This window comes from Rhodococcus sp. IEGM 1241, assembly GCF_033142365.1.
GTDB lineage: Bacteria > Actinomycetota > Actinomycetes > Mycobacteriales > Mycobacteriaceae > Rhodococcus_F > Rhodococcus_F erythropolis.
Map to the genome: position 1 here is coordinate 593,876 of NZ_JAWLSE010000001.1, position 18,748 is coordinate 612,623.

Consider the following 18,748-nt stretch of genomic DNA (forward strand, 5'->3'; position numbering starts at 1 on the left):
CGAGGACAGGTCTGAAGATGAAAGCAGCAATACTGAACGCTGCCCCTGGTCGGCTCGAGTTCGAAGAACTCGACATCGACGTGGCCGGACCTCGAGAAGTTCGCATACGTACAGCAGCCGTCGGGCTGTGTCATACCGATCTGCACTACGTGGACGCGCTCTGGCGAACAGAACTTCCGGAGGTGCTCGGTCACGAGGCATCGGGCATCGTCGAATCGGTTGGGTCAGACGTCACGGCTGTAGCGCCTGGCGACCACGTCGTGACGTGCATGACAGCTTTTTGTGGCCGATGCCGATACTGCATTGCAGGTCGACTCACCCTCTGCTCCAATCATTCCCGCCTCCGCTCGCGGCCCCAGCCGGCGTTGACGACCAAGGCCGGGCGCGCAGTGGGACGAATGGGTGGCATCGGTGGATTCGCCGAACAGATGCTCGTGCACGAGAACAGCGTCGTCCGCGTCGACGATTCGGTACCTCTCGATCGCGCGAGTTTGCTCGGGTGCGCCACCATCACCGGCGTCGGGGCGGTCTGGCACAGTGCTCGCATCGAACCAGGGTCGTCGGTTGCCGTCATCGGTTGTGGAGGCGTGGGGCTTTCGGTAATTCAGGGCGCCCGGCTAGCCGGCGCGGCCCGGATCATCGCGATCGATGTGGACCAGCGAAGTATCGATCAGGCTCTTCGAGTCGGGGCGACTGCGTCAGTGAACGCGGCTGAGATCGAACCAGTCGACGCCGTACGCGCGTTGTGTCCGGGTGGGGTGGACTACTCATTCGAGGCGATCGGCCGCAGAGTCACTGTCGAGCAGGCATTCTCGATGCTCGCTCCCGGCGGAGTGGCCACGGTCCTCGGCATGGTTCCTGATGACGAGCCGCTGCGGATCACAGCGTCGGAATTGTTTTTCCAGGAGAAGCGATTGCAAGGCTCCCTCCTCGGGTCGAACCAATTCCCGACCGATATTCCGCGATTGGCCGAGCTGTACGTCCAGGGCCGACTCGAACTCGACGAGATGATCTCGTTGCGAGTCCCCTTCGGCGAGATCAACACAGGAATCGCAGCGCTTCGTGAAGGAGGGGTGAATCGTGTCGTCGTCGAATTCGCCTGAGCGTGCGCGTCGCCCATTGATCGGAGTGACCGGTCGGCGCTCGAGCGCGGAACGCCTGGCCGTCGAACCTCGGTACCGCCATCTCGAGTTCGACATGCACTACTCCGATTTTCCCACCCGGCTGTCGTCCGAAGGCGCCCTGGTCGTCCAAATTCCCTATGAGGCAAGCGGAATCGACCTGATTGAGCGGCTCGACGGAATAGTCATCTCTGGTGGGCAGGATGTTCACCCCGAAACACTGGGTATCGACGCCGCGCCCACCGACCCGGACAGTGACCCGCGTCGAGATGCGTATGAGATCGAATTAATATCGGGTGCAGTAGAACTCGGTACTCCACTGCTGGGTGTCTGTCGCGGGATGCAGATGCTGAATGTGGCATTGGGAGGCACGCTCGTGCCTGATCTTCCGACCATAGACATCAACCACAAGTCACCAGGACTGGGCATAGCCGAGGAGACCCACCCCGTACGGATCGCCACTGATTCGACGGTGTTCGAGATATACGGCGCACACGTAGAGGTCAACTCCTTGCACCACCAAGCAGTGGACCGGCTCGGCCCGGGCCTCACTCCCAGCGGGTGGGCTCCGGACGGTGTCGTCGAAGCGGTGGAGATGCGCGGGAGACCGATCGTCGGCGTCCAATGGCATCCGGAATGGCGCCGGAAGGACCCCGTCTTCGCATGGTTGGTCCAGGTCGCTCTCGCGCGAAAGGAAGTGCTCGATGGAGTTGCATGAATACTCGGACATGGACGCCACGGATCTGAAATGTCGACTCGACCGGAAAGAAGTAACCCCTGCTGAAGTGCGCGAAGCCGCACTGGCTGCAATCTCCCACGTCGACACGCACCTCGGTGCCACCGTCGGTCCTCCACTCGACCCACCACCGACGTATTCCACATCCGGTCCTTTCAGCGGAGTTCCGTTCGCGCTCAAAGATCTCCTGTGCACTGCGGCGGGGATAGCGAACGAGAACGGTAGCGCAGCAACCGCAGGCTATATCGCCACACGTGACTCCGATCTGATGGCTAGGTGGCGCGCTGCCGGACTGTCCGTGACCTGTCGCACTGCCACACCAGAATTCGGATTCAGCGCGACGACGGAATCGGCAGTGAACGGTCCTACCCGCAACCCCTGGAACCCACAGCGGGTCGCCGGTGGATCCAGCGGTGGCTCCGCGGCGCTCGTTGCCGCCGGGGCCTTGCCGTGGGCGCACGCCAACGACGCCGGCGGATCCATAAGAATCCCTGCCGCACTGTGCGGGGTGGTGGGACTCAAACCGACCCGCGGGCTCGTTCCACCCGGCCCGGATTCGGATGAACCGCTCTTCGGCCTCACGACTGAGTTCGCGGTCACCCGGACAGTTCGCGACGCCGCCGCGTTGATGGACGTAGTGCACGGCAGCGCACCGGGGGACCGGTACTTTCAGCCGCGTCGAAGCCCCGGCCACTACAGCCGAGCAGTCGGCCGGCGACCGAAAGGCCTCCGGATCGCTGTGTCGACCGAATCACCTGGCAGTCGTCACGCTGCGGACCCCGCCGTGACAGCCGAGGTGATGCGCATCGCGCGCTTGCTCGAACAGTTCGGCGGCCACGTCGAGAATGCGGCACCAGATGTTGACCCCGAACTGTTTCGGGATCTCAATCTCACTTTCTGGTCTGCGTCGATCGCAGAGTCCATGCGCGCACTGACCGGAGTACGCGCCATCGAGGACATGTACTCCTTGCTGGAGAGCTCGACTGCCGCCATGGTTCGTCACGGATTCACCGTGGAATGGGCGGACATCGCCCGCGCCCGCCGCTACCAGAATCACCTGACCCGTGGCACGGCGAGCTTCTTCGAATTCTTCGACCTCACTCTCACGCCCACCACACCGACGACCGCCTGGCACGTCGGCGAACTCGACTCCAACCGGCGGGGTATCACCGCCGGCGAGTGGGTGGACACCTTGGCGAAGTACTCGCCCTTTACTGCCATCTACAACGTCACGGGCCAACCGGCTATCTCCATCCCCACAGGAATGTGTGACGGACTGCCGATCGGAGTGCAGCTCGCCGCAGCTCCCGGCCGTGACGATCTGTTGCTTGCCGTGGCCGCGCAACTCGAGGAAGCCGTCCCATGGGCAGGCCGCGTCCCACCGATTCATGCCGGCAAGCCGCTCCTCCCAGAAACGGAAAAAATGCCGACCCTCTACTCGGAAACGGAACGCACATGAACACCCGCGAGGAATGGACACGATTCGCGACGTCAATCGAAGCGCCATCGGCTATGTGGCTGAACGGTCAATGGTTCAACGGTGACGGGAGTGAGCGCCACCATGTCTTATCCCCGCATGACGACACCGTCGTAACCAGTGTCCCGCTGGCCACTCACGCCGACGTCGACAGAGCCGTCGAAGGTGCTCGCGCGGCGTTTCTCGATGGCCGGTGGGCGAGGATCAGTGCGCGCGAGCGTGGTGCGGTACTGCAGCGGTGGGCAGAGCTCGTCTACGAGCACCGCGACGAACTCGCTGCGCTCATCACACTCGAGATGGGTAAGCCGATCCAGATGGCACGTGATATCGAGCTGCGCGCCGTCGAGAACACCTTCTGCTGGTATGGAGAACTGGCTGACAAACTCTACGACGAGTCGCCACGCGGCCTGATCGATGCGGTCGCGTTGGTGAGCCGTGAGCCGGTGGGGGTGGTCGCGGCGATCACCCCATGGAACTTCCCACTCACTCTCAGTAGTTGGAAAATCGCCCCTGCGTTGCTTGCAGGCAACAGCATGGTCATCAAGCCCGCTACACAGTCACCGTTGTCCTTGCTTCGCTTGGCTCAGCTGGGTTCGGCTGCAGGACTTCCCGACGGCGTGCTGCAAGTTGTCACAGGTAGCGGTGGACAGGCCGGAGCTGCCCTTGCTCGCCACAACGGCGTCGACTGTCTCACCTTCACCGGATCACCGGACGTCGGCAAACAGCTGCTGATCTACGCGGGTGAGTCGAATGCGAAACCCGTGCATCTCGAACTCGGCGGCAAGAGCCCACAGTTGGTATTCGCCGATGCTCCGGACCTCGCCGTTGCAGCGCGCACCGTGGCGTGGGCAATTACCTTCAACGCCGGACAGATGTGCACTGCAGGTGCTCGCTTGTTGGTCGAGGAAACGATCGCGGATCAATTCGTCGCCGAGGTCGTTTCGGAAATCAAGCGCTGCACTGTCGGTGACCCTTTCGATCCCGATACCCACATCGGGCCCGTCGCGAGTCGGGCGCATCGCGCGGACGTCCTCGAACACGCGAGAACTGCTCACACAGAAGGCGCAACGCTCGCCCACGGTTCGCTGCAGGAACGAGCAGGTTCGGGGGCGTACCTGGATCCGATCGTGTTCACCGATGTTCAGGCCGAGCACCGCCTGTTCCTCGAAGAAGTTTTCGGACCGATCCTCGCAGTCACCCGTTTCACTGACGACGCTGACGCCGTCAGGTTGGCTAACGCCACACCGTTCGGTCTCGGAGCGGGGGTGTGGACGTCGAATCTCACACGAGCCCATCGGCTCACGCGCGAAATCGACGCAGGTCTTGTCTGGGTGAACTGCTACGAGGAAGGGGATCTCTCCGTCCCCTTCGGCGGTCGCAAACTCTCAGGCCACAGTGTGGACAAGAGCATCCATGCACTCGACAAATTCACGTCGACGAAGTCGACGTGGATCCATCTCTGAACAAAGGCACAGCACATGTCATCACGGGTCAACGACGGCCACATCGCGATCATCGGAACCGGGTTTTCCGGGCTGTGCATGGCGATCGAACTGAAGAAGAAGGGCATCGACGACTTCGTCCTGTACGAACGCGCCGACGATGTCGGCGGAACCTGGCGCGACAACACATACCCAGGGGCAGCCTGCGATGTGCCCAGCGTGTTGTATTCCTACTCCTTCGCTCAGAACCCGAACTGGACCCGTATCTTCCCGCCATGGTCGGAACTGCTCGACTATCTCAGATCTGTTGCTGCGCAGTATGATTTGCTGCCGCACATCCGCTTCGGTGTCGAGGTCTCCGAAATGCGGTTCGACGAGGACCGGCTCCGGTGGAACATCCAGTTCGCATCCGGCGAATCAGTGACGGCGGCCGTTGTCGTCAACGGCTCAGGGGGCTTGAGTAATCCGTACATCCCGCAGCTACCCGGACTGGAATCATTCGAGGGTGCCGCATTCCACTCCGCCAAGTGGCGACATGACCTCGACATGTCGGGAAGGCGTGTCGCGGTGATAGGTTCCGGCGCCAGTGCGATCCAGTTCGTCCCCGAAATCGCCCCGCACACCGAGACCCTGCATGTGTTTCAGCGATCACCCAACTGGGTCATGCCACGTGGTGATGCCGCGCTGTCGCCCGCCACCCGCGAAAGATTCTCACGGCGTCCTTATCGTCAACGGTGGCTGCGATGGCGGACCTACTGGGCATTCGAAAAGCTCGCCAGCGCCTTCCTCGGAAATCGCAAACTCGTCGAACAGTACCGATCCCAGGCGCTCGCCAATCTTCAACAGCAAGTGCCGGATTCGGACTTGAGGCAGAAGGTCACCCCAGATTACGATCCCGGCTGTAAACGTCGCTTGATATCCGACGACTGGTACCCCGCGCTGCAACGGGAAAATGTGCACTTGAACACCTCGGGGGTTTCCGAGATCCGCCCGCATTCGATCATTGACTCAGAGGGAGCGGAACACGAAGTCGACACCCTGATCTTCGCGACGGGATTCCAGGCAACCAGCTTCCTGGCACCGATGAAAGTATTCGGCCGCGAAGGAGTCGAACTCTCCGACAGTTGGCGCGAGGGCGCCGCAACAAAGCTCGGGCTTGCATCCGCCGCGTTCCCGAACCTGTGGTTCCTCAACGGCCCGAATACCGGTCTCGGTCACAACTCGATCATCTTCATGATCGAAGCACAAGCCAGATACATCGCTTCGGCAGTGCAGTACATGCGCCGAAAGAGTATCTCTGCCCTCGAACTCGATCGCACCGTCCAGACAGGCAGCTACGCCGCCACCCAAGAACGCATGCGCCGAACTGTATGGGCATCGGGTGGCTGCGACAGCTGGTATCAATCCGCTGACGGTCGAATCGACACCCTGTGGCCGGCCAGCACAATCGAATACTGGTTGCGCACCAGGCTATTCCGCAAGTCCGACTTCCGTGCACTGACGACAGGCAAAGGATGAACAACATGGACGTATCAATACTCGGCACCGGCTTGATGGGAACAGCTCTCGCTCAGGCGCTCATACGCAGCGGGACAAAGGTGACGGTGTGGAATCGAACCGCCGACAGAGCGTTACCCCTCGCTGCGACTGGAGCTACAGTCGCCGAATCTCCACAATCTGCGATTGCGGCCAGCCCGCTAATCGTCATCAGTCTCCTGAACTACGAGATCGCCAAAGATGTCGTTACAGAAGCAGATTCGATTGCCGGAAAAATCATCGTCAACACCGCAACCGGTACGCCGGAGGAAGCGAACCAGTTCGCCGAGTGGATCGCAGGGCGAGGCGCTCGGTACCTCGACGGAGCCATAGCTGCATACCCGGAGGACATCGGAACCGAAAGTTCAGGGATCAACTATTCCGGAGACGAGGACGTGTGGGAGGACGTCCAGAGCCTTCTGACACCCATCGCCGCCCAATCACGATATGTCGGAGCCCGTCCCGGTGCCGCCAACGTGATCGACGCGGCCATGGCAGGCGCATTCTTCAACGTCGCGCTCGGTGCCTTCCACGAAGCAGCAGCGTACGTGCGGTCCGAGGACGTCGCGATCGCGGAGATGCGCCACAGTTTGCACCTGTGGACCGACAAACTTCTCGAACTCCTTCACGAAGCACTCAAAGCGTTCGAATCTGGAGAGTACGAGACCGATCAGGCAACCTTGAACGTATACGCAGCCGCAGTAGAAGCCTGGCAACAATCGATGCAGCGAGCAGGCCAACGCGCCGCTCTGATGACGGCGAATCTCGACAACTTGCAACGTGCATGCGCAGCCGGGCACGGGGACAAGGGCATCTTCGCCCAAATCGAAACACTCTCCGCCAACCCTCAATCCGCAATCTAAGGAGACATCAATGACAACCATGGCCAATCACCTCACCGCCCTGCCCTCGACAACAACAGTCGACGAGATCGTCGACGTGATCCACCGTGACGGCGGTGTCATCGTCGAAGATTTCCTCGACACCCCCCAGCTCGACGAGCTGCGCGCCCAACTTGGCCCCGTCCTTGAAAGCACCGGCTACGGAGAAGACGAATTCTTCGCCGGAACCCAAACGCGAAGAGCAGGAGGGCTGTTCGGTCGGATCGACCTCATGCCCCAGATCGCGCTCCACCCGCTCTACTACGGGGCCGCCAAGAAGATCCTTCAGGTGCCCCTGTCCGTCTGGGTCGGAGACGACCAGATCGAAATCACGCCTGATATCCAGATCGGTGTCACTCAGGCAATCGAAATCCACCCAGGGCAGGGTGCCCAGCGTCTCCATCGAGACGACACGAGCTTTCTGTGGCGCCACCCCGACTACGGACGCGAGGGCCGACTGCAGATCATGGTGGCGGTCAGCGATTTCACAGCAGAAAACGGCGGCACCCTCGTCATACCCGGAAGCCATCGGTGGGACGACCAACGAGGCCCGAAACAAGCCGAAGCGGCGCCGACCGTGATGCGGGCCGGTGCTGCCCTCATCTGGACCGGTTCTACGTACCACGGCGGTGGTAACAACTCGTCCGAGGCGCCACGGACCGGCTTGACGATGGCATTCGACCTCGCCTGCTTACGTCAGGAAGAGAACCAATACCTGTCAATCCCGCGTGAAAAACTGCTTGATCTTTCCGAAGAGGTACAGCGACTGCTCGGCTGGGGGTCCGGAGCGAACCTGATGGGTTACGTCGAACGGGGCGGTCAGATGATCGACGCACACGTTCTCCTCGAAAACGGCGCCGTCGAACTCCCGACTGCCCGCTGAACCCTCGATCCTGCACGTCGCTTGCCACCCGCAACCCAACTCGCACAGTAGTTTCTGGGTTTCGAATCGAGAAACATATCCGTCATGGGCGTACTCCAGCTGATTCACCTTGACATCGTGTGTCTCAGGTCAGGACTAGGCAATTGCCTAGTCCTGACCAAGGGTGCAGTGTTCGTACCGCGTGAGCTACCGGTTCTTGAAGAACGAGACGTCGTCGTTGCCGATAAGGTCAGGAACCGTCCAGCCGTCGAGGTCGTATTCACTCAGGCACTGCTCGGCAAGTCCCTTCATGGAACTTGCGTGTCCACGATTCTGGGCTGCGAACAGCAGTTCCGCTTTGACGTTCTCGTGATTGCCGGAGTAGTTGCGCTCGTAGAGCTCGTGGCGCCCGCCGAACTCGGTACCGATCGAATCCCACAGCGCCTTCATGACTTTCACGCGGTCTACGGCGGTGATGCCGTCCGAACCACGAACGTACTTGTCGAGGTACGGACGCACGTCCGGGCTCTTGAAGTCGAGTGAACTCGAAGGCAGGTAGATCAGGCCTGACGCCACGTCCTGTTCGATGATCTCCTTGATCCGCGGGTACCCCTGGATCATGAACATTCGATAGGTCAGGCCGTACTCGAGCTTCGGGATCACCGAATCGCCGACCCACTGTTCGGGATCGCGTGCCATCGATTCGGTCAACGACCAGAAGAGGTTTCGCCACCCGATCACCTCGCCGACACGGGTCTGAACTCCGCGGAAGCCGCCCGCGCCGGTGGCTTCGAGTGCTTTCATCAACAGGCCGGCGATGAAGTCGAGCTTGACGGCCAGGCGAGTGCAGCCCTGAAAGGTGAAGCGCGGCAGGAAACCCGATTGAGGGAAGAATGCGTTGATCCGGTCGACGTCGCCGTACATGAAGACGTTCTCCCATGGAACCAACACCTTGTCGAAGACGAAGATGGTGTCGTTCTCGTCCATGCGGCTCGACAGCGGGTAATCGAACGGACTGCCCATCACCGCAGCATGTTCGGTGTACGAGGTGCGGCAGATCAGCTTCACACCCGGAGCGTCCATCGGTACCGTGCAGATCAAGGCGAACTGCTTCTTCTTGATCGGCAGACCGTAGTGAGCGATGAAGTTGTAGTTTGTGATCGCCGATCCGGTGGCGACCACCTTGGCGCCGCTGACGATCAAACCGGCGTCGGTTTCCTTCTCCACCTTCATGAAGACGTCGCCGACTTCGTCCGGTGGAAGTTGGCGATCCACCGGGGGATTGATGATCGCGTGGTTCCAGTACAGAACCTTCTCCTGCGATTCGCGGTACCAGCGCTCGGCGTTGTCCTGGAACGGTGCGTACAACTCCTTGTTGGCGTGGAGGGTTCCCAGGAAACTTGCCTTGTAGTCGGGGGAGCGGCCCATCCAGCCGTAGGTCATACGTGCCCACGTCGCGATGGCGTCGCGTTCCTTGAGTAGATCAGCCGACGACGTCGGAGTGCGGAAGAACGGCATGGTGACACCGCCGTTGCCCGTGTCCGTCGGAACGGTCAAGGCGTCCACGTGCTCGCCCGTGTGCAGAGCGTCGTACAGCCTTGCGGTCATGCGGATCGGATTCCGGAACGCGGGGTGCGTCGTGACGTCCTTGACGCGATCACCGTGAAGCCAGATCTCGCGACCGTCCTGCAGGCTCGAGATGTACTCGTCACCCGTCATCGGCCGGGTGGCGAAGTTCTTCGTGCGGTTGGCTTCGCTGTCGGCGGCCGGATTGACCTGTGGCGCTCCGGAATCTGCGGGGTCGACGCCGGTGGGAGGAATTTCGGTGGTCGTCATGGCAAAGCCTTTCAGATCGTTTGGGGTGCGGGCTGAAGATGAATCGGGGTGAAGGAAGTGGTGGCGTCGAACCATCCGCTGTGGGGGTCGTCCTGACTGCCGTTCCAGACTGTGGTCGACGAGGTGGCGCCTAGGTCGTGAAAAGTGCTTCGGTAGAACAGAAGCGGATCCTTGCCACTCGACTGCGCATCGACGATCTCACCGATGAAGATGATGTGGTCACCACCGTCGTACTCCTTCCACGGGACGCACGAGATAGTTGCTGCGGCGCCGTCGAGCAGGGGAGCGGTCGGCCCGTCGATCCACTTCGGTTCGGTGCGCTGCGGTCGGCCGGCAAAATGCATGGCCGTGTCCACTTGGTCGGCGGCAAGGATGTTGACGGCAAACGGCGCGTTGCCGAGGTAGCCGCACGCTTTGGACTTTCGCGTCATCGTGATCTGGCACAGGCGTGGTTCCAGGGAGATTGCCGTGAATGCGGTGACCGTGGCCCCATGTGGCTGACCGTCGGCGTTGGTGCAGGTGATGACGGTGACGCCGCTGGCGAATTGGCCGAAGATGCCTCGAAGCTGATTTTGTTCCATGACCGGACCTCCTTGTCGGATGGCTGGTGAGTGAGGGTGCCGCGAAGTGCGGGAGGCGGAGGTGCTGGACGACTCGCGCCGGGAGTGAAGACGAACGTACGGCGAGCGCGGCGTTCGGTCGATCCGTACAGCGCGGTGTCTATCCGGATTGCGCACCCGATCGAAGTCTGTATCCGTTTCCTCTTGGAAGTGACCGGGGACACAGTGTTCAATGATGTTCAGCGCTCATGCTCGGCAATGTGGCTGGTCACGGGTTTGGAAGGTGAAGAAGGGCGATGGTCGACTCCATGATCGGTACAGCTCCCCGCGACTGGGACGAGGCGTGTGATGCGGTTTCGGACGCCTATTTTCCGCACACGCTCACGCCGTTGTCACGGCACGCGGCCAGCGGCGTCGGGGTGTGCACCGCCGAGTTGGGTCCACTGCGGATCGCTCATATTCGATGGGGAGCAGACGTCGCGGTCGAATCCGAGCATCCCGGTGCCTACGGGGTGAACATCCCGCTCTCGGGCGAGCTCGAGTCGGTGTTCGCGGGCTCGCACGTGCTCTCGACGGAGGGCGTTGCGACGGTGTGTCCGCCCGACATCACCACAAGAATCACGCGGTGGAGCGCGGACTGCGAAATTGTCGGAGTCCGGATGGACCGTCAGTACCTCGACCGCGAGATGGAGAAGGTACTTGGCCGGCCCGGAATGCACTTGCCTGATCAGGTGGATCTTCGGGGAGACGACGGAGCCAGATGGCTGAAATTTGTTCGCTCACTGTCGGATCAGATACTCGGCCCGGTCGGCGTGCTGCACAACGAACTGGTGGCAGCTCAGCTCTCCGGTGCCGTGGTCACGGCATTCGTCCTCGCTGCAATGCCCGAAAGTGAGGACGCGATGCGACATGCCAGGCCACGCATCGTCAAGCGGGTGCTCGACGAGATGCACGACGACCCGGCCCGCGTGTGGACCGCAGCAGAGATGGCCGAGGTGGCGGGCGTCAGCGTACGGAGATTGCAGGAGGGATTTCGGCAGTACGTGGGCCGGAGTCCGTCGGAATGCCTGCTCGACATCCGCCTCGGGCGGGTCCACGCAGATCTGGTGGATGCCGACGACTCGACGACGGTCACCGATGTCGCTGTGAGATGGGGTTTTACGCACACCGGACGATTCGCGTCGTCTTTTCGGCGTAAGTACGGTGTGTTGCCTTCCGAAGTATTGAGAAGTTAGCTCCGGTACCCCATGTCCGCGCTGAGCTGATTCGCCTTCTCGACAAGGAAAGGCGCGACGTCGGTGCGGAAAGCTTCCGGGGTTGTCCTGCCTGCCGAGGTCGAACACGCTGCCACGCCGACGACGCTTCCGCCGGCGTCGCGGACGGGGGCGGCGAGGGAAATCAGGCCGTCTTCCAGTTCCTCGGACGTGAGTGCGTAACCCTGCTCACGCACCACTCGAAGTGCGGTGTGGAATGTGCCTTCGTCGGTGATCGTGGTGGGTGTGAGGGCGTCGAACGTGGAGTTCGCGATGACGTTGTCGACGATTTCGGTTGGCGCCCAGGCTAGCAGGGCGCGGCCCATGGAGGTCGCATATGCAGGCACTCTGGTACCGACGCTGACGTTGATGCTCATGATCCGGCGTACGGGTACTCGCGCGGCGTAGACCACGTCGACGCCGTCGAGGACCCCGAGCGACGCCGACTCGTGGGTGTGTTCTGCGATCTCCAACAGGCGGGGGAGCGCCGCCTCGGTCAAGGCATGTGATGCCGAGAAGTGCTGCCCGATGCTCAGAACGCGTGGGGTGAGCGACCACCGACTGTTGTTGCCGGTGACGTATCCGAGTTTCTGCAGGGTGAGGAGGATACGTCGGACCGCGGGGCGGGAGAGCCCCGTTTCGGCGGCAAGATCTGCGAGCGACGGGTTGGGGTTCTTCTCGTCGAAGGCCATCAGCACAGCGAATCCACGCTCGATGCTCTGGATGTAATCGCGATCGTTCTCGCTCACGAAATGACCTTTCATCTGCAGGTATGTCTGATCAGTGCCCTCGAAGGTTGACAAACCCTGTGACTGGGCGCACAGTACAAGCGTACGCAGAGCGTAACAGATGTACGCAGAGCGTACAACCAGACTTGGGAAGCCGACTCAGCCCAGCAGTACGGCACCCACCCGGTAACAGCCACATACGGCCCCGAGGAGGACCACATGACCACTTCCGAGAGCCCCACCGCAGTAGGTTCGGGCACGGCCGCCACCGACAAGTTCCTCCAGGAACGAGTCAGCGCGGACACCCCGCCCGAGCGCGTCTCGGCCATCGCCAAGGACGTGCTCGAGGCACTTGCCGGCGTCATCGACAAGCACGGCATCACCTACCCCGAGTACCGCGTACTCAAGCAGTGGCTCATCGACATCGGCCAGTTCGGCGAGTGGCCCCTGTGGCTGGACGTCTTCCTCGAGCACAACGTCGAGGAGGTTGCGTACCGCGGCCAGCACGGCACCAAGGGAAGCATCGAGGGCCCCTACTACGTCGCCGACGCCAAGACGTTGCCATCCAAGTGTGAACTTCCGATGCGTGACAACGAGGTTGGATCGAAGCTGGTCTTCGAGGGCCAGGTTCGCGATCTCGACGGCAAGGGGTTGGGCGGTGCAACCGTCGAACTCTGGCACGCGGACGACGAAGGCTACTACTCCCATTTCGCGCCGCACATCCCCGACGGCAACCTCCGCGGAACGATCGTCGCCGACGACGAGGGACGCTTCGAGATCACCACGATTCAGCCTGCGCCGTACCAGATCCCGACCGACGGCCCCACCGGCTGGTTCATCGAGAAGGCCGGCTGGCACCCGTGGCGTCCGGCTCACCTGCACCTCATGGTGAAGGCTCCCGGTAAGCGCACGATCACTACCCAGCTCTATTTCAAGGACGGTGAGTGGATCGAGAACGACGTGGCAACTGCCACGAAGCCCGAACTGATTCTCGATCCGAAGCCGGGTGCCGATGGAATCAACCGGGTCACGTACGACTTCGTGCTCGACCCGGCCTGATCCACAACTGTTCGAAAGAAAGTGATTTGATGACAGACCTGTCGATCGTCTCCATCGAGACGACCATCCTCGACGTTCCGCTGGTTCGCCCCCACAAGTTCGCCACCACGTCGATGACGGCGCAGCCGTTGTTGCTGGTCGCGATTCGCACATCCGACGGTGTTATCGGATATGGCGAAGGTGTCGTTCCGGGCGGTCCGTGGTGGGGCGGCGAATCGGTGGAGACGATGCAGGTCATCATCGAGAAGTACATCGCGCCGGTGGTGGTCGGCAGGCGCGTGGATCAGATCACCGCGATCATGGCCGACATCGAAAAAGTTGTTGCCAATGCACGATTCGCGAAGGCCGCCGTCGACGTGGCGTTGCACGACGCCTGGGCACGTAGCCTGGGAGTCCCCGTGCACACGCTCCTCGGCGGGGCTTTCCGCGAGAGTGTCGACGTCACGTGGGCACTGGGTGCTGCGCCGGCGGACGAGATCATCGAAGAAGCTCACGAAAAGCTCGAATCCCGGCTCAATTTCACCTTCAAACTGAAAATGGGAGCACTCGACCCGGCGGTCGACGTCGCGCGCATCGTCAGCATCGCGCAGGCGCTCGACGGCCACGCCGGCGTCCGCGTCGACGTCAACGCGCGGTGGGATCGCTTCACGGCGCTGCGGTACCTGCCACAACTCGCAGACGGTGGAGTCGAACTGATCGAACAGCCCACTCCGGCAGACCAAATCGAGGTCCTCGCCGAACTCAGCAGGCTACTACCGATTCCGATCATGGCCGACGAGAGTGTGCAGACCCCACACGACGCTCTCGAAATCGCCCGCCGGAGCGCCGCCGATGTCATCGCCCTCAAGACCACCAAGTGTGGTGGCCTCCAGCGCAGCCGCGACATCGTCGCAATTGCCAAGGCCGCCGGTATCGCGTGCCACGGTGCGACGTCCATCGAGGGTCCGATCGGTACCGCGGCTTCGTTGCACTTCGCGTGCGCCGAGCCCGGAATCAACTTCGGAACAGAGCTTTTCGGCCCACTGCTCTTCAGTGAAGAGTTGCTTCAGGAACCCCTGAAGTATTCCGAGGGTCAGTTGCACCTCCCCGCCGGACCTGGCCTGGGAGTCGAACTCAACATGGACGCCGTCAAAACCTGGACCAGGAACTAGAGGATAGAAGAACATGGCACTCTTTCACGTTCGAATGGACGTCGATATTCCGCGCGACCTGGATCCGGAAGTACGCGCCGATACCGTCGCAACGGAGAAGGCGTACTCGCAAGACCTTCAGCGACAGGGCAAGTGGGTGCATCTGTGGCGAATTGTGGGACAGTTCAGCAACATCAGCATCTTCGATGTCGAGTCGGCTGACGAACTCCATGACATTCTCTGGAATCTCCCCTTGTTCCCGTACATGACCATCGAGGTCATGCCGTTGACGCAGCACGGATCTTCGATCAAGTAGAGCCTGCGCGGGCGGGCGGGTCAGCGTATTCCGTCGCGGCGCAATGCGACGGACACTGCGGCAGAGCGGGTATCGACGCCGAGCTTGGCGTAGATGTGCCCAAGATGGGTCTTCACCGTCGCTTCGCTGATGAAGAGTGCCTTACCCAGCTCGCGGTTGGTCATCCCCTCGGCGAGCAGGCTGAGCAGTTCGGACTCACGGGCGGTAAGCGCTTCCTGCGGGCGCTGCATCTGCTGGACAAGACGAGAGGCCACAGTGGGAGAGAGAACGCTGCGCCCGGCTACCGCGCCGCGCACCGCGCCGAAGATCTCGTCGGGCGTTGAGTCCTTGAGTAGGTAACCGATGGCACCGGCGTCCACGGCCCGCACGACGTCGGCGTCGGTGTCATACGTCGTGAAAACCAGTACGGGAACATCGACACCGTCGCTTCGCAGGCGTTTGATCGCTTCTGCACCGTGCATGCCGGTGCCCATGTCCAGATCCATCATCACCAGATCCGGTGAGGCCGACGGTATCGCCGTGGCCGCTTCCTCGCCGGACGATGCTTCGCCGACTACTTCGACGTCCGGCTGAGTGTTCAGCAGCGCTCTCAGCCCGGCTCGCACGACCAGATGATCGTCGACGAGGAACACGCGAATGGTGGTGGTCACCGGATCCTCCGTTCGAGAGGGAACTGGGCCGCGACGACGGTGCCGTCTCCCGGTGCACTTTCCACGGTGAACGATCCGCCGAGCTGTGCGATGCGACTTCGCATCGCACGTAGGCCGTATCCACCGTACCGAGAATGGTCGGCGAGCTTTCCCAGATCGAAGCCGACGCCGTCGTCGAAGATGTCCACGGAGACGGAGTCGTCGAGATACGTGATCGTCACGCCCGCCGTTTCGGCGCGAGCGTGGCGGGCGATGTTGGAGGACGCGCTCGAGACCACTCGCACGATGGCATGAGCTACGTCCGAGGGCAGGATGACGGCTTCACCGACGGTGCGGATCCGAACGGCCGGGACGAACTGGCGGGCGGCGGCCACGACCAAGGCATCGAAGTCGCCCGTACCGCCCTTGGCCGGCGCCAGATCGTGGACGAGGTCGCGACTCTGCATCAAGCTCGTTCGGATGTTCTCTGCTGCGGCATCGACATCGGCTCGAGACGGCGAACCCGTTGTATTCCAAGTTTGTTCGGCTGCCTCGAGTCGTAGAAGAGCGCTCGCCAGTCCCTGAGTAACGGTGTCGTGGATTTCGCGCGCGAGGCGCTCTCGCTCAGCGGCAACGCCGGCAGCACGTTCGGTATCTGCCAATGCAGATTGCGCTTCTGCTACCTGACGTAGAAGCCGAAGGCGTTCTCGGGCATCTCGTTCCATCTGCCCGTACGCCGCCGCGACCAGTGCCGCGGTGCACAGAGGTCCGAGCAGTGTCACCAATTCGGCACGACCGGTGACTCGGTAGAACGCGATTCCGGCGAGGACGCCCAGGATCCCGACGAGGGCGTAGGCGATCTTGCTCGGGTACAGACGAATACAGAGGAAGAGAACGGGGAACGCACACCACGCGAAACTCGGCGCAAGCCAGACCAGCGCTGCCCAGGTGCTCAGTACCGGCCACATCCACAGTCGTTGGCGAACCACATCTCGCGAAGACACCGTAGCCATGACGGCGTAGAGCAAGGCGAGGACCAAGGCAAGGACGAGTACCACCCCGAACCGACCGCTGGTCCCGTGGACTGTGACGTACCGGACTCCTGACGTGGACAGCAGTACGAAGAACGACGCGTGGATCGCATATGCCAACGGGCCGCGCAGGCCGAGTTCGGCGTCGGCGTTCATGGCTCCGTTACTCATCCCTCGAATATTACGGAGGGCGCCAGGCCGTCGTATCAACCATTCGGATGATATCTGCACAACCAGACGGGGCACGGTTCGTCACCCGAGCGCCCGATGTGCGCACCCGCACTCGGACGCGACGCTGTAGTGGACGGTTTCGAACCATTCGACTGAAAGTGTGCCCGACATGAACCACCGCATTTACACACGACTTCCCCGTACGCTCGCTGTCGCCGTTCCGGTTGTCGCAATCCTTGCCAGCGCCGCGTGCTCGACCACCGACACACCGGTGGCGAACGCATCGAGCACGACGTCGATTTCTGCCACGCAGCAGCCTGCTGCGACCGGCGATTCGGCGATTGTCACTCAGAATCGACTCAGCGCCGACGCAGCAGTGAAGGCTGCTGGTGAGGCCCTGGCAAAATGCCGGGCGGACGGGCTCGGATTTGTCACCGTCTCCGTCGTCGACCGTGCGGGAAATGTCATCGCCATGGTGCGCGGCGACAACGCAGCCCAGCACACGGTGGAGGCCTCACGTGAGAAGGCGTACACCTCTGCAGCTTTCGGAGCCGACACCAGTGACCTCTCGCAGCGTACCAAAGGCGAGGGATCGACCATCGCCGACCTCCCCGGCACTCTCTTCCTTGCAGGTGGAGTCACTGTGAAGGCTGGATCCGCGTCGATCGCCGGCATCGGTGTCGGTGGTGCACCGGACGGAATGCAGGACCAAGCGTGTGCTGCAGCAGGTCGTGATGCGATCGCTTCGTCACTCGGCTGAGTGAGCGCATTCAGCGTGCTTCGTGAATTGTGCTTTTCGCCACCTGGATTCGCTCGGCACGACAGTTGTCCGATTGTTGCGATGACCTCGACTTTGTAACACCGGAGCCCCCGGAAAGGGACAAACACGTCGACAGTGGAACCGACGATGCACTTACCGAAGCGAGTTTCTTGATGCGCAGTTTCGGGGAAAGACACAACCTTGCAGAGAATCAGATTCAGGTTGCCCGAACGCAATACACGGCGGGCGCGGGTGCTCGTAGCGGCGTTGTTGTCGATATTCCTCCTCGGCGGCATGTTCGGTCCGACCGCCGCGAGCGCTACTCCGGCGCACACGGCGCCATGGGGTGGTTACGACGAGTTGTGGGTCCCGTCTTCGATGGGAAACATCAAGGTTCAGGTGCAGTGGGCCGCGCGGGGCGGCAACGCCGCGTTGTACCTACTTGACGGTCTTCGCGCGCAAAACGACAGGAATGCTTGGAGTTTCGAAACCAACGCACTCGATCAGTACCGCAACGACAACATCACGTTGGTGATGCCGGTCGGCGGTGAGTCGAGTTTCTACACGGACTGGTACGCGCCGTCCAATTTCAATGCTCAGCCCATAACGTACAGGTGGGAAACATTTCTCACACGCGAGCTTCCGGACTTCCTTGCAGGGTATGGTGTTTCACCAACCAACAATGCGATCATCGGGTTGTCGATGGGCGGCAGTGCCGCGTTGAACCTGGCGGGGCATCATCGGGATCAGTTCAAGTTCGCGGGCTCGCTGTCCGGCTACATCAATATCTCGGGCCCGGGTATGCGTGAGGCGATCCGCGTAGCCATGTTCGACGCCGGCCGGTACAACGTCGATTCGATGTGGGGCCCGCCGTGGTCATCCGGGTGGCTTCGCAACGACCCGTTCGTCAACGCGGAATCGCTTCGCGGACTGTCGATGTATATTTCGTCGTCCAACGGCATCCCGGGACCGTACGATCATCCGTCTGCGCCGATCGATTACTTCCACACGGCGACGGGTATGGGGCTGGAGGCGCTCTCGTGGGTGCATGCGCGTGCATTCGAGATTCGTCTGAGATCCATGGGAATCCCAGCGACGTACAGCTTTCCGCCCGCCGGGATTCACTCCTGGCCGTATTGGTCTGCTGAATTGTGGATGGCCAGAGGACAAATTCTCGACACCATGAACGCCTGGTGACGCAGATGTGAGGATCTCTCCGG

The 18,748-nt window shown here is 61.7% G+C and carries 18 protein-coding genes; 13 read left to right on the top strand and 5 right to left on the bottom strand.

Annotation, left to right across the window (positions count from 1 at the left end):
• Positions 1-17: 17 nt before the first annotated feature.
• From R4P70_RS02770 to R4P70_RS02800, 7 genes are read left to right on the top strand one after another with little or no spacing between them, the layout of a single operon-like run.
• Positions 18-1,103 (top strand): Zn-dependent alcohol dehydrogenase, encoded by a 1,086-nt coding sequence (locus R4P70_RS02770; protein WP_019745639.1) that lies wholly within the window; start codon positions 18-20, stop codon positions 1,101-1,103.
• Entirely contained in the window at positions 1,081-1,839 is a 759-nt protein-coding gene (locus R4P70_RS02775; RefSeq protein ID WP_029256441.1) for a gamma-glutamyl-gamma-aminobutyrate hydrolase family protein, read from the top strand. Before R4P70_RS02770 ends, R4P70_RS02775 begins: the two co-directional genes overlap by 23 nt.
• Positions 1,826-3,316 (top strand): amidase, encoded by a 1,491-nt coding sequence (locus R4P70_RS02780; protein ID WP_317830358.1) that lies wholly within the window; start codon positions 1,826-1,828, stop codon positions 3,314-3,316. The genes R4P70_RS02775 and R4P70_RS02780 overlap by 14 nt, the downstream gene beginning before the upstream one ends.
• Positions 3,313-4,797 carry an aldehyde dehydrogenase family protein gene (locus R4P70_RS02785; protein WP_317830359.1) on the top strand — a complete coding sequence of 495 codons (1,485 nt, stop codon included), beginning with the start codon at positions 3,313-3,315 and terminating at the stop codon, positions 4,795-4,797. Before R4P70_RS02780 ends, R4P70_RS02785 begins: the two co-directional genes overlap by 4 nt.
• A 15-nt stretch (positions 4,798-4,812) precedes the next feature.
• Positions 4,813-6,294, top strand: a complete 1,482-nt coding sequence (locus R4P70_RS02790; RefSeq protein WP_029256439.1) for a flavin-containing monooxygenase — start codon at positions 4,813-4,815, stop codon at positions 6,292-6,294.
• A gap of 5 nt (positions 6,295-6,299) precedes the next feature.
• On the top strand, positions 6,300-7,175 hold the full coding sequence (locus tag R4P70_RS02795) for an NAD(P)-dependent oxidoreductase (protein ID WP_037120596.1): 876 nt from the start codon (positions 6,300-6,302) through the stop codon (positions 7,173-7,175).
• A gap of 10 nt (positions 7,176-7,185) precedes the next feature.
• A complete protein-coding gene (locus tag R4P70_RS02800; protein WP_020971037.1) occupies positions 7,186-8,076 on the top strand; it encodes a phytanoyl-CoA dioxygenase family protein in 891 nt (296 codons plus the stop codon).
• A 186-nt stretch (positions 8,077-8,262) separates the two neighbouring features.
• On the opposite strand, the gene R4P70_RS02805 is transcribed toward R4P70_RS02800, so the two are convergent.
• Positions 8,263-9,891, bottom strand: coding sequence for a 4-hydroxyphenylacetate 3-hydroxylase family protein (locus tag R4P70_RS02805; RefSeq protein ID WP_020971036.1), 1,629 nt, complete (start codon positions 9,889-9,891; stop codon positions 8,263-8,265).
• 11 nt (positions 9,892-9,902) lie between these two features.
• Positions 9,903-10,472: a flavin reductase family protein gene (locus tag R4P70_RS02810; RefSeq protein ID WP_019745631.1), complete on the bottom strand. Its 570-nt coding sequence runs from the start codon at positions 10,470-10,472 to the stop codon at positions 9,903-9,905.
• A gap of 275 nt (positions 10,473-10,747) precedes the next feature.
• On the opposite strand from R4P70_RS02810, the gene R4P70_RS02815 reads away from it, so the two are divergent.
• The gene (locus R4P70_RS02815; RefSeq protein WP_317830360.1) at positions 10,748-11,686 is read left to right on the top strand and encodes an AraC family transcriptional regulator; all 939 of its coding nucleotides are present in this window, start codon (positions 10,748-10,750) and stop codon (positions 11,684-11,686) included.
• Here the strand turns inward: R4P70_RS02815 and R4P70_RS02820 are convergent.
• Positions 11,683-12,453: an IclR family transcriptional regulator gene (locus tag R4P70_RS02820; RefSeq protein ID WP_317830362.1), complete on the bottom strand. Its 771-nt coding sequence runs from the start codon at positions 12,451-12,453 to the stop codon at positions 11,683-11,685. The two genes, R4P70_RS02815 and R4P70_RS02820, sit on opposite strands and share 4 nt — an antisense overlap.
• A 198-nt stretch (positions 12,454-12,651) precedes the next feature.
• Here R4P70_RS02820 and catA point away from each other — a divergent pair, with 198 nt between their 5' ends.
• Genes catA through catC form a run of 3 tightly spaced genes read left to right on the top strand, consistent with a single transcriptional unit; the run spans position 12,652 to position 14,937 of the window.
• Positions 12,652-13,491, top strand: coding sequence for a catechol 1,2-dioxygenase (gene catA / locus R4P70_RS02825; RefSeq protein ID WP_029256437.1), 840 nt, complete (start codon positions 12,652-12,654; stop codon positions 13,489-13,491).
• Between the two features lie 29 nt (positions 13,492-13,520).
• Entirely contained in the window at positions 13,521-14,642 is a 1,122-nt protein-coding gene (locus R4P70_RS02830; protein ID WP_029256436.1) for a muconate/chloromuconate family cycloisomerase, read from the top strand.
• A 13-nt stretch (positions 14,643-14,655) separates the two neighbouring features.
• Entirely contained in the window at positions 14,656-14,937 is a 282-nt protein-coding gene (gene catC / locus R4P70_RS02835) for a muconolactone Delta-isomerase (protein WP_195790857.1), read from the top strand.
• Between the two features lie 20 nt (positions 14,938-14,957).
• On the opposite strand, the gene R4P70_RS02840 is transcribed toward catC, so the two are convergent.
• Both R4P70_RS02840 and R4P70_RS02845 read right to left on the bottom strand, forming a co-directional pair.
• Positions 14,958-15,587, bottom strand: coding sequence for a response regulator (locus R4P70_RS02840; protein ID WP_007729766.1), 630 nt, complete (start codon positions 15,585-15,587; stop codon positions 14,958-14,960).
• The gene (locus tag R4P70_RS02845) at positions 15,584-16,753 is read right to left on the bottom strand and encodes a sensor histidine kinase (RefSeq protein WP_195791041.1); all 1,170 of its coding nucleotides are present in this window, start codon (positions 16,751-16,753) and stop codon (positions 15,584-15,586) included. The genes R4P70_RS02840 and R4P70_RS02845 overlap by 4 nt, the downstream gene beginning before the upstream one ends.
• Positions 16,754-16,937: 184 nt before the next feature.
• Between R4P70_RS02845 and R4P70_RS02850 the strand changes: the two genes are divergently transcribed.
• Positions 16,938-17,528 (top strand): heme-binding protein, encoded by a 591-nt coding sequence (locus tag R4P70_RS02850; RefSeq protein WP_317830364.1) that lies wholly within the window; start codon positions 16,938-16,940, stop codon positions 17,526-17,528.
• Positions 17,529-17,729: 201 nt separating this feature from the next.
• On the top strand, positions 17,730-18,725 hold the full coding sequence (locus tag R4P70_RS02855) for an alpha/beta hydrolase family protein (RefSeq protein ID WP_317830365.1): 996 nt from the start codon (positions 17,730-17,732) through the stop codon (positions 18,723-18,725).
• Positions 18,726-18,748: the final 23 nt, after the last annotated feature.

What these genes read in the sequence shown, in the direction of transcription:
- R4P70_RS02850 (WP_317830364.1), top strand. Translation starts at nt 16,938, where the DNA reads ATGAACCACCGCATTTACACACGACTTCCCCGTACGCTCGCTGTCGCC.
- R4P70_RS02810 (WP_019745631.1), bottom strand. Translation starts at nt 10,472, where the DNA reads ATGGAACAAAATCAGCTTCGAGGCATCTTCGGCCAATTCGCCAGCGGC.
- R4P70_RS02785 (WP_317830359.1), top strand. Translation starts at nt 3,313, where the DNA reads ATGAACACCCGCGAGGAATGGACACGATTCGCGACGTCAATCGAAGCG.
- R4P70_RS02845 (WP_195791041.1), bottom strand. Translation starts at nt 16,753, where the DNA reads ATGAACGCCGACGCCGAACTCGGCCTGCGCGGCCCGTTGGCATATGCG.
- R4P70_RS02795 (WP_037120596.1), top strand. Translation starts at nt 6,300, where the DNA reads ATGGACGTATCAATACTCGGCACCGGCTTGATGGGAACAGCTCTCGCT.
- R4P70_RS02780 (WP_317830358.1), top strand. Translation starts at nt 1,826, where the DNA reads ATGGAGTTGCATGAATACTCGGACATGGACGCCACGGATCTGAAATGT.
- catA (WP_029256437.1), top strand. Translation starts at nt 12,652, where the DNA reads ATGACCACTTCCGAGAGCCCCACCGCAGTAGGTTCGGGCACGGCCGCC.
- R4P70_RS02800 (WP_020971037.1), top strand. Translation starts at nt 7,186, where the DNA reads ATGACAACCATGGCCAATCACCTCACCGCCCTGCCCTCGACAACAACA.
- catC (WP_195790857.1), top strand. Translation starts at nt 14,656, where the DNA reads ATGGCACTCTTTCACGTTCGAATGGACGTCGATATTCCGCGCGACCTG.
- R4P70_RS02805 (WP_020971036.1), bottom strand. Translation starts at nt 9,891, where the DNA reads ATGACGACCACCGAAATTCCTCCCACCGGCGTCGACCCCGCAGATTCC.
- R4P70_RS02830 (WP_029256436.1), top strand. Translation starts at nt 13,521, where the DNA reads ATGACAGACCTGTCGATCGTCTCCATCGAGACGACCATCCTCGACGTT.
- R4P70_RS02815 (WP_317830360.1), top strand. Translation starts at nt 10,748, where the DNA reads ATGGTCGACTCCATGATCGGTACAGCTCCCCGCGACTGGGACGAGGCG.
- R4P70_RS02770 (WP_019745639.1), top strand. Translation starts at nt 18, where the DNA reads ATGAAAGCAGCAATACTGAACGCTGCCCCTGGTCGGCTCGAGTTCGAA.
- R4P70_RS02790 (WP_029256439.1), top strand. Translation starts at nt 4,813, where the DNA reads ATGTCATCACGGGTCAACGACGGCCACATCGCGATCATCGGAACCGGG.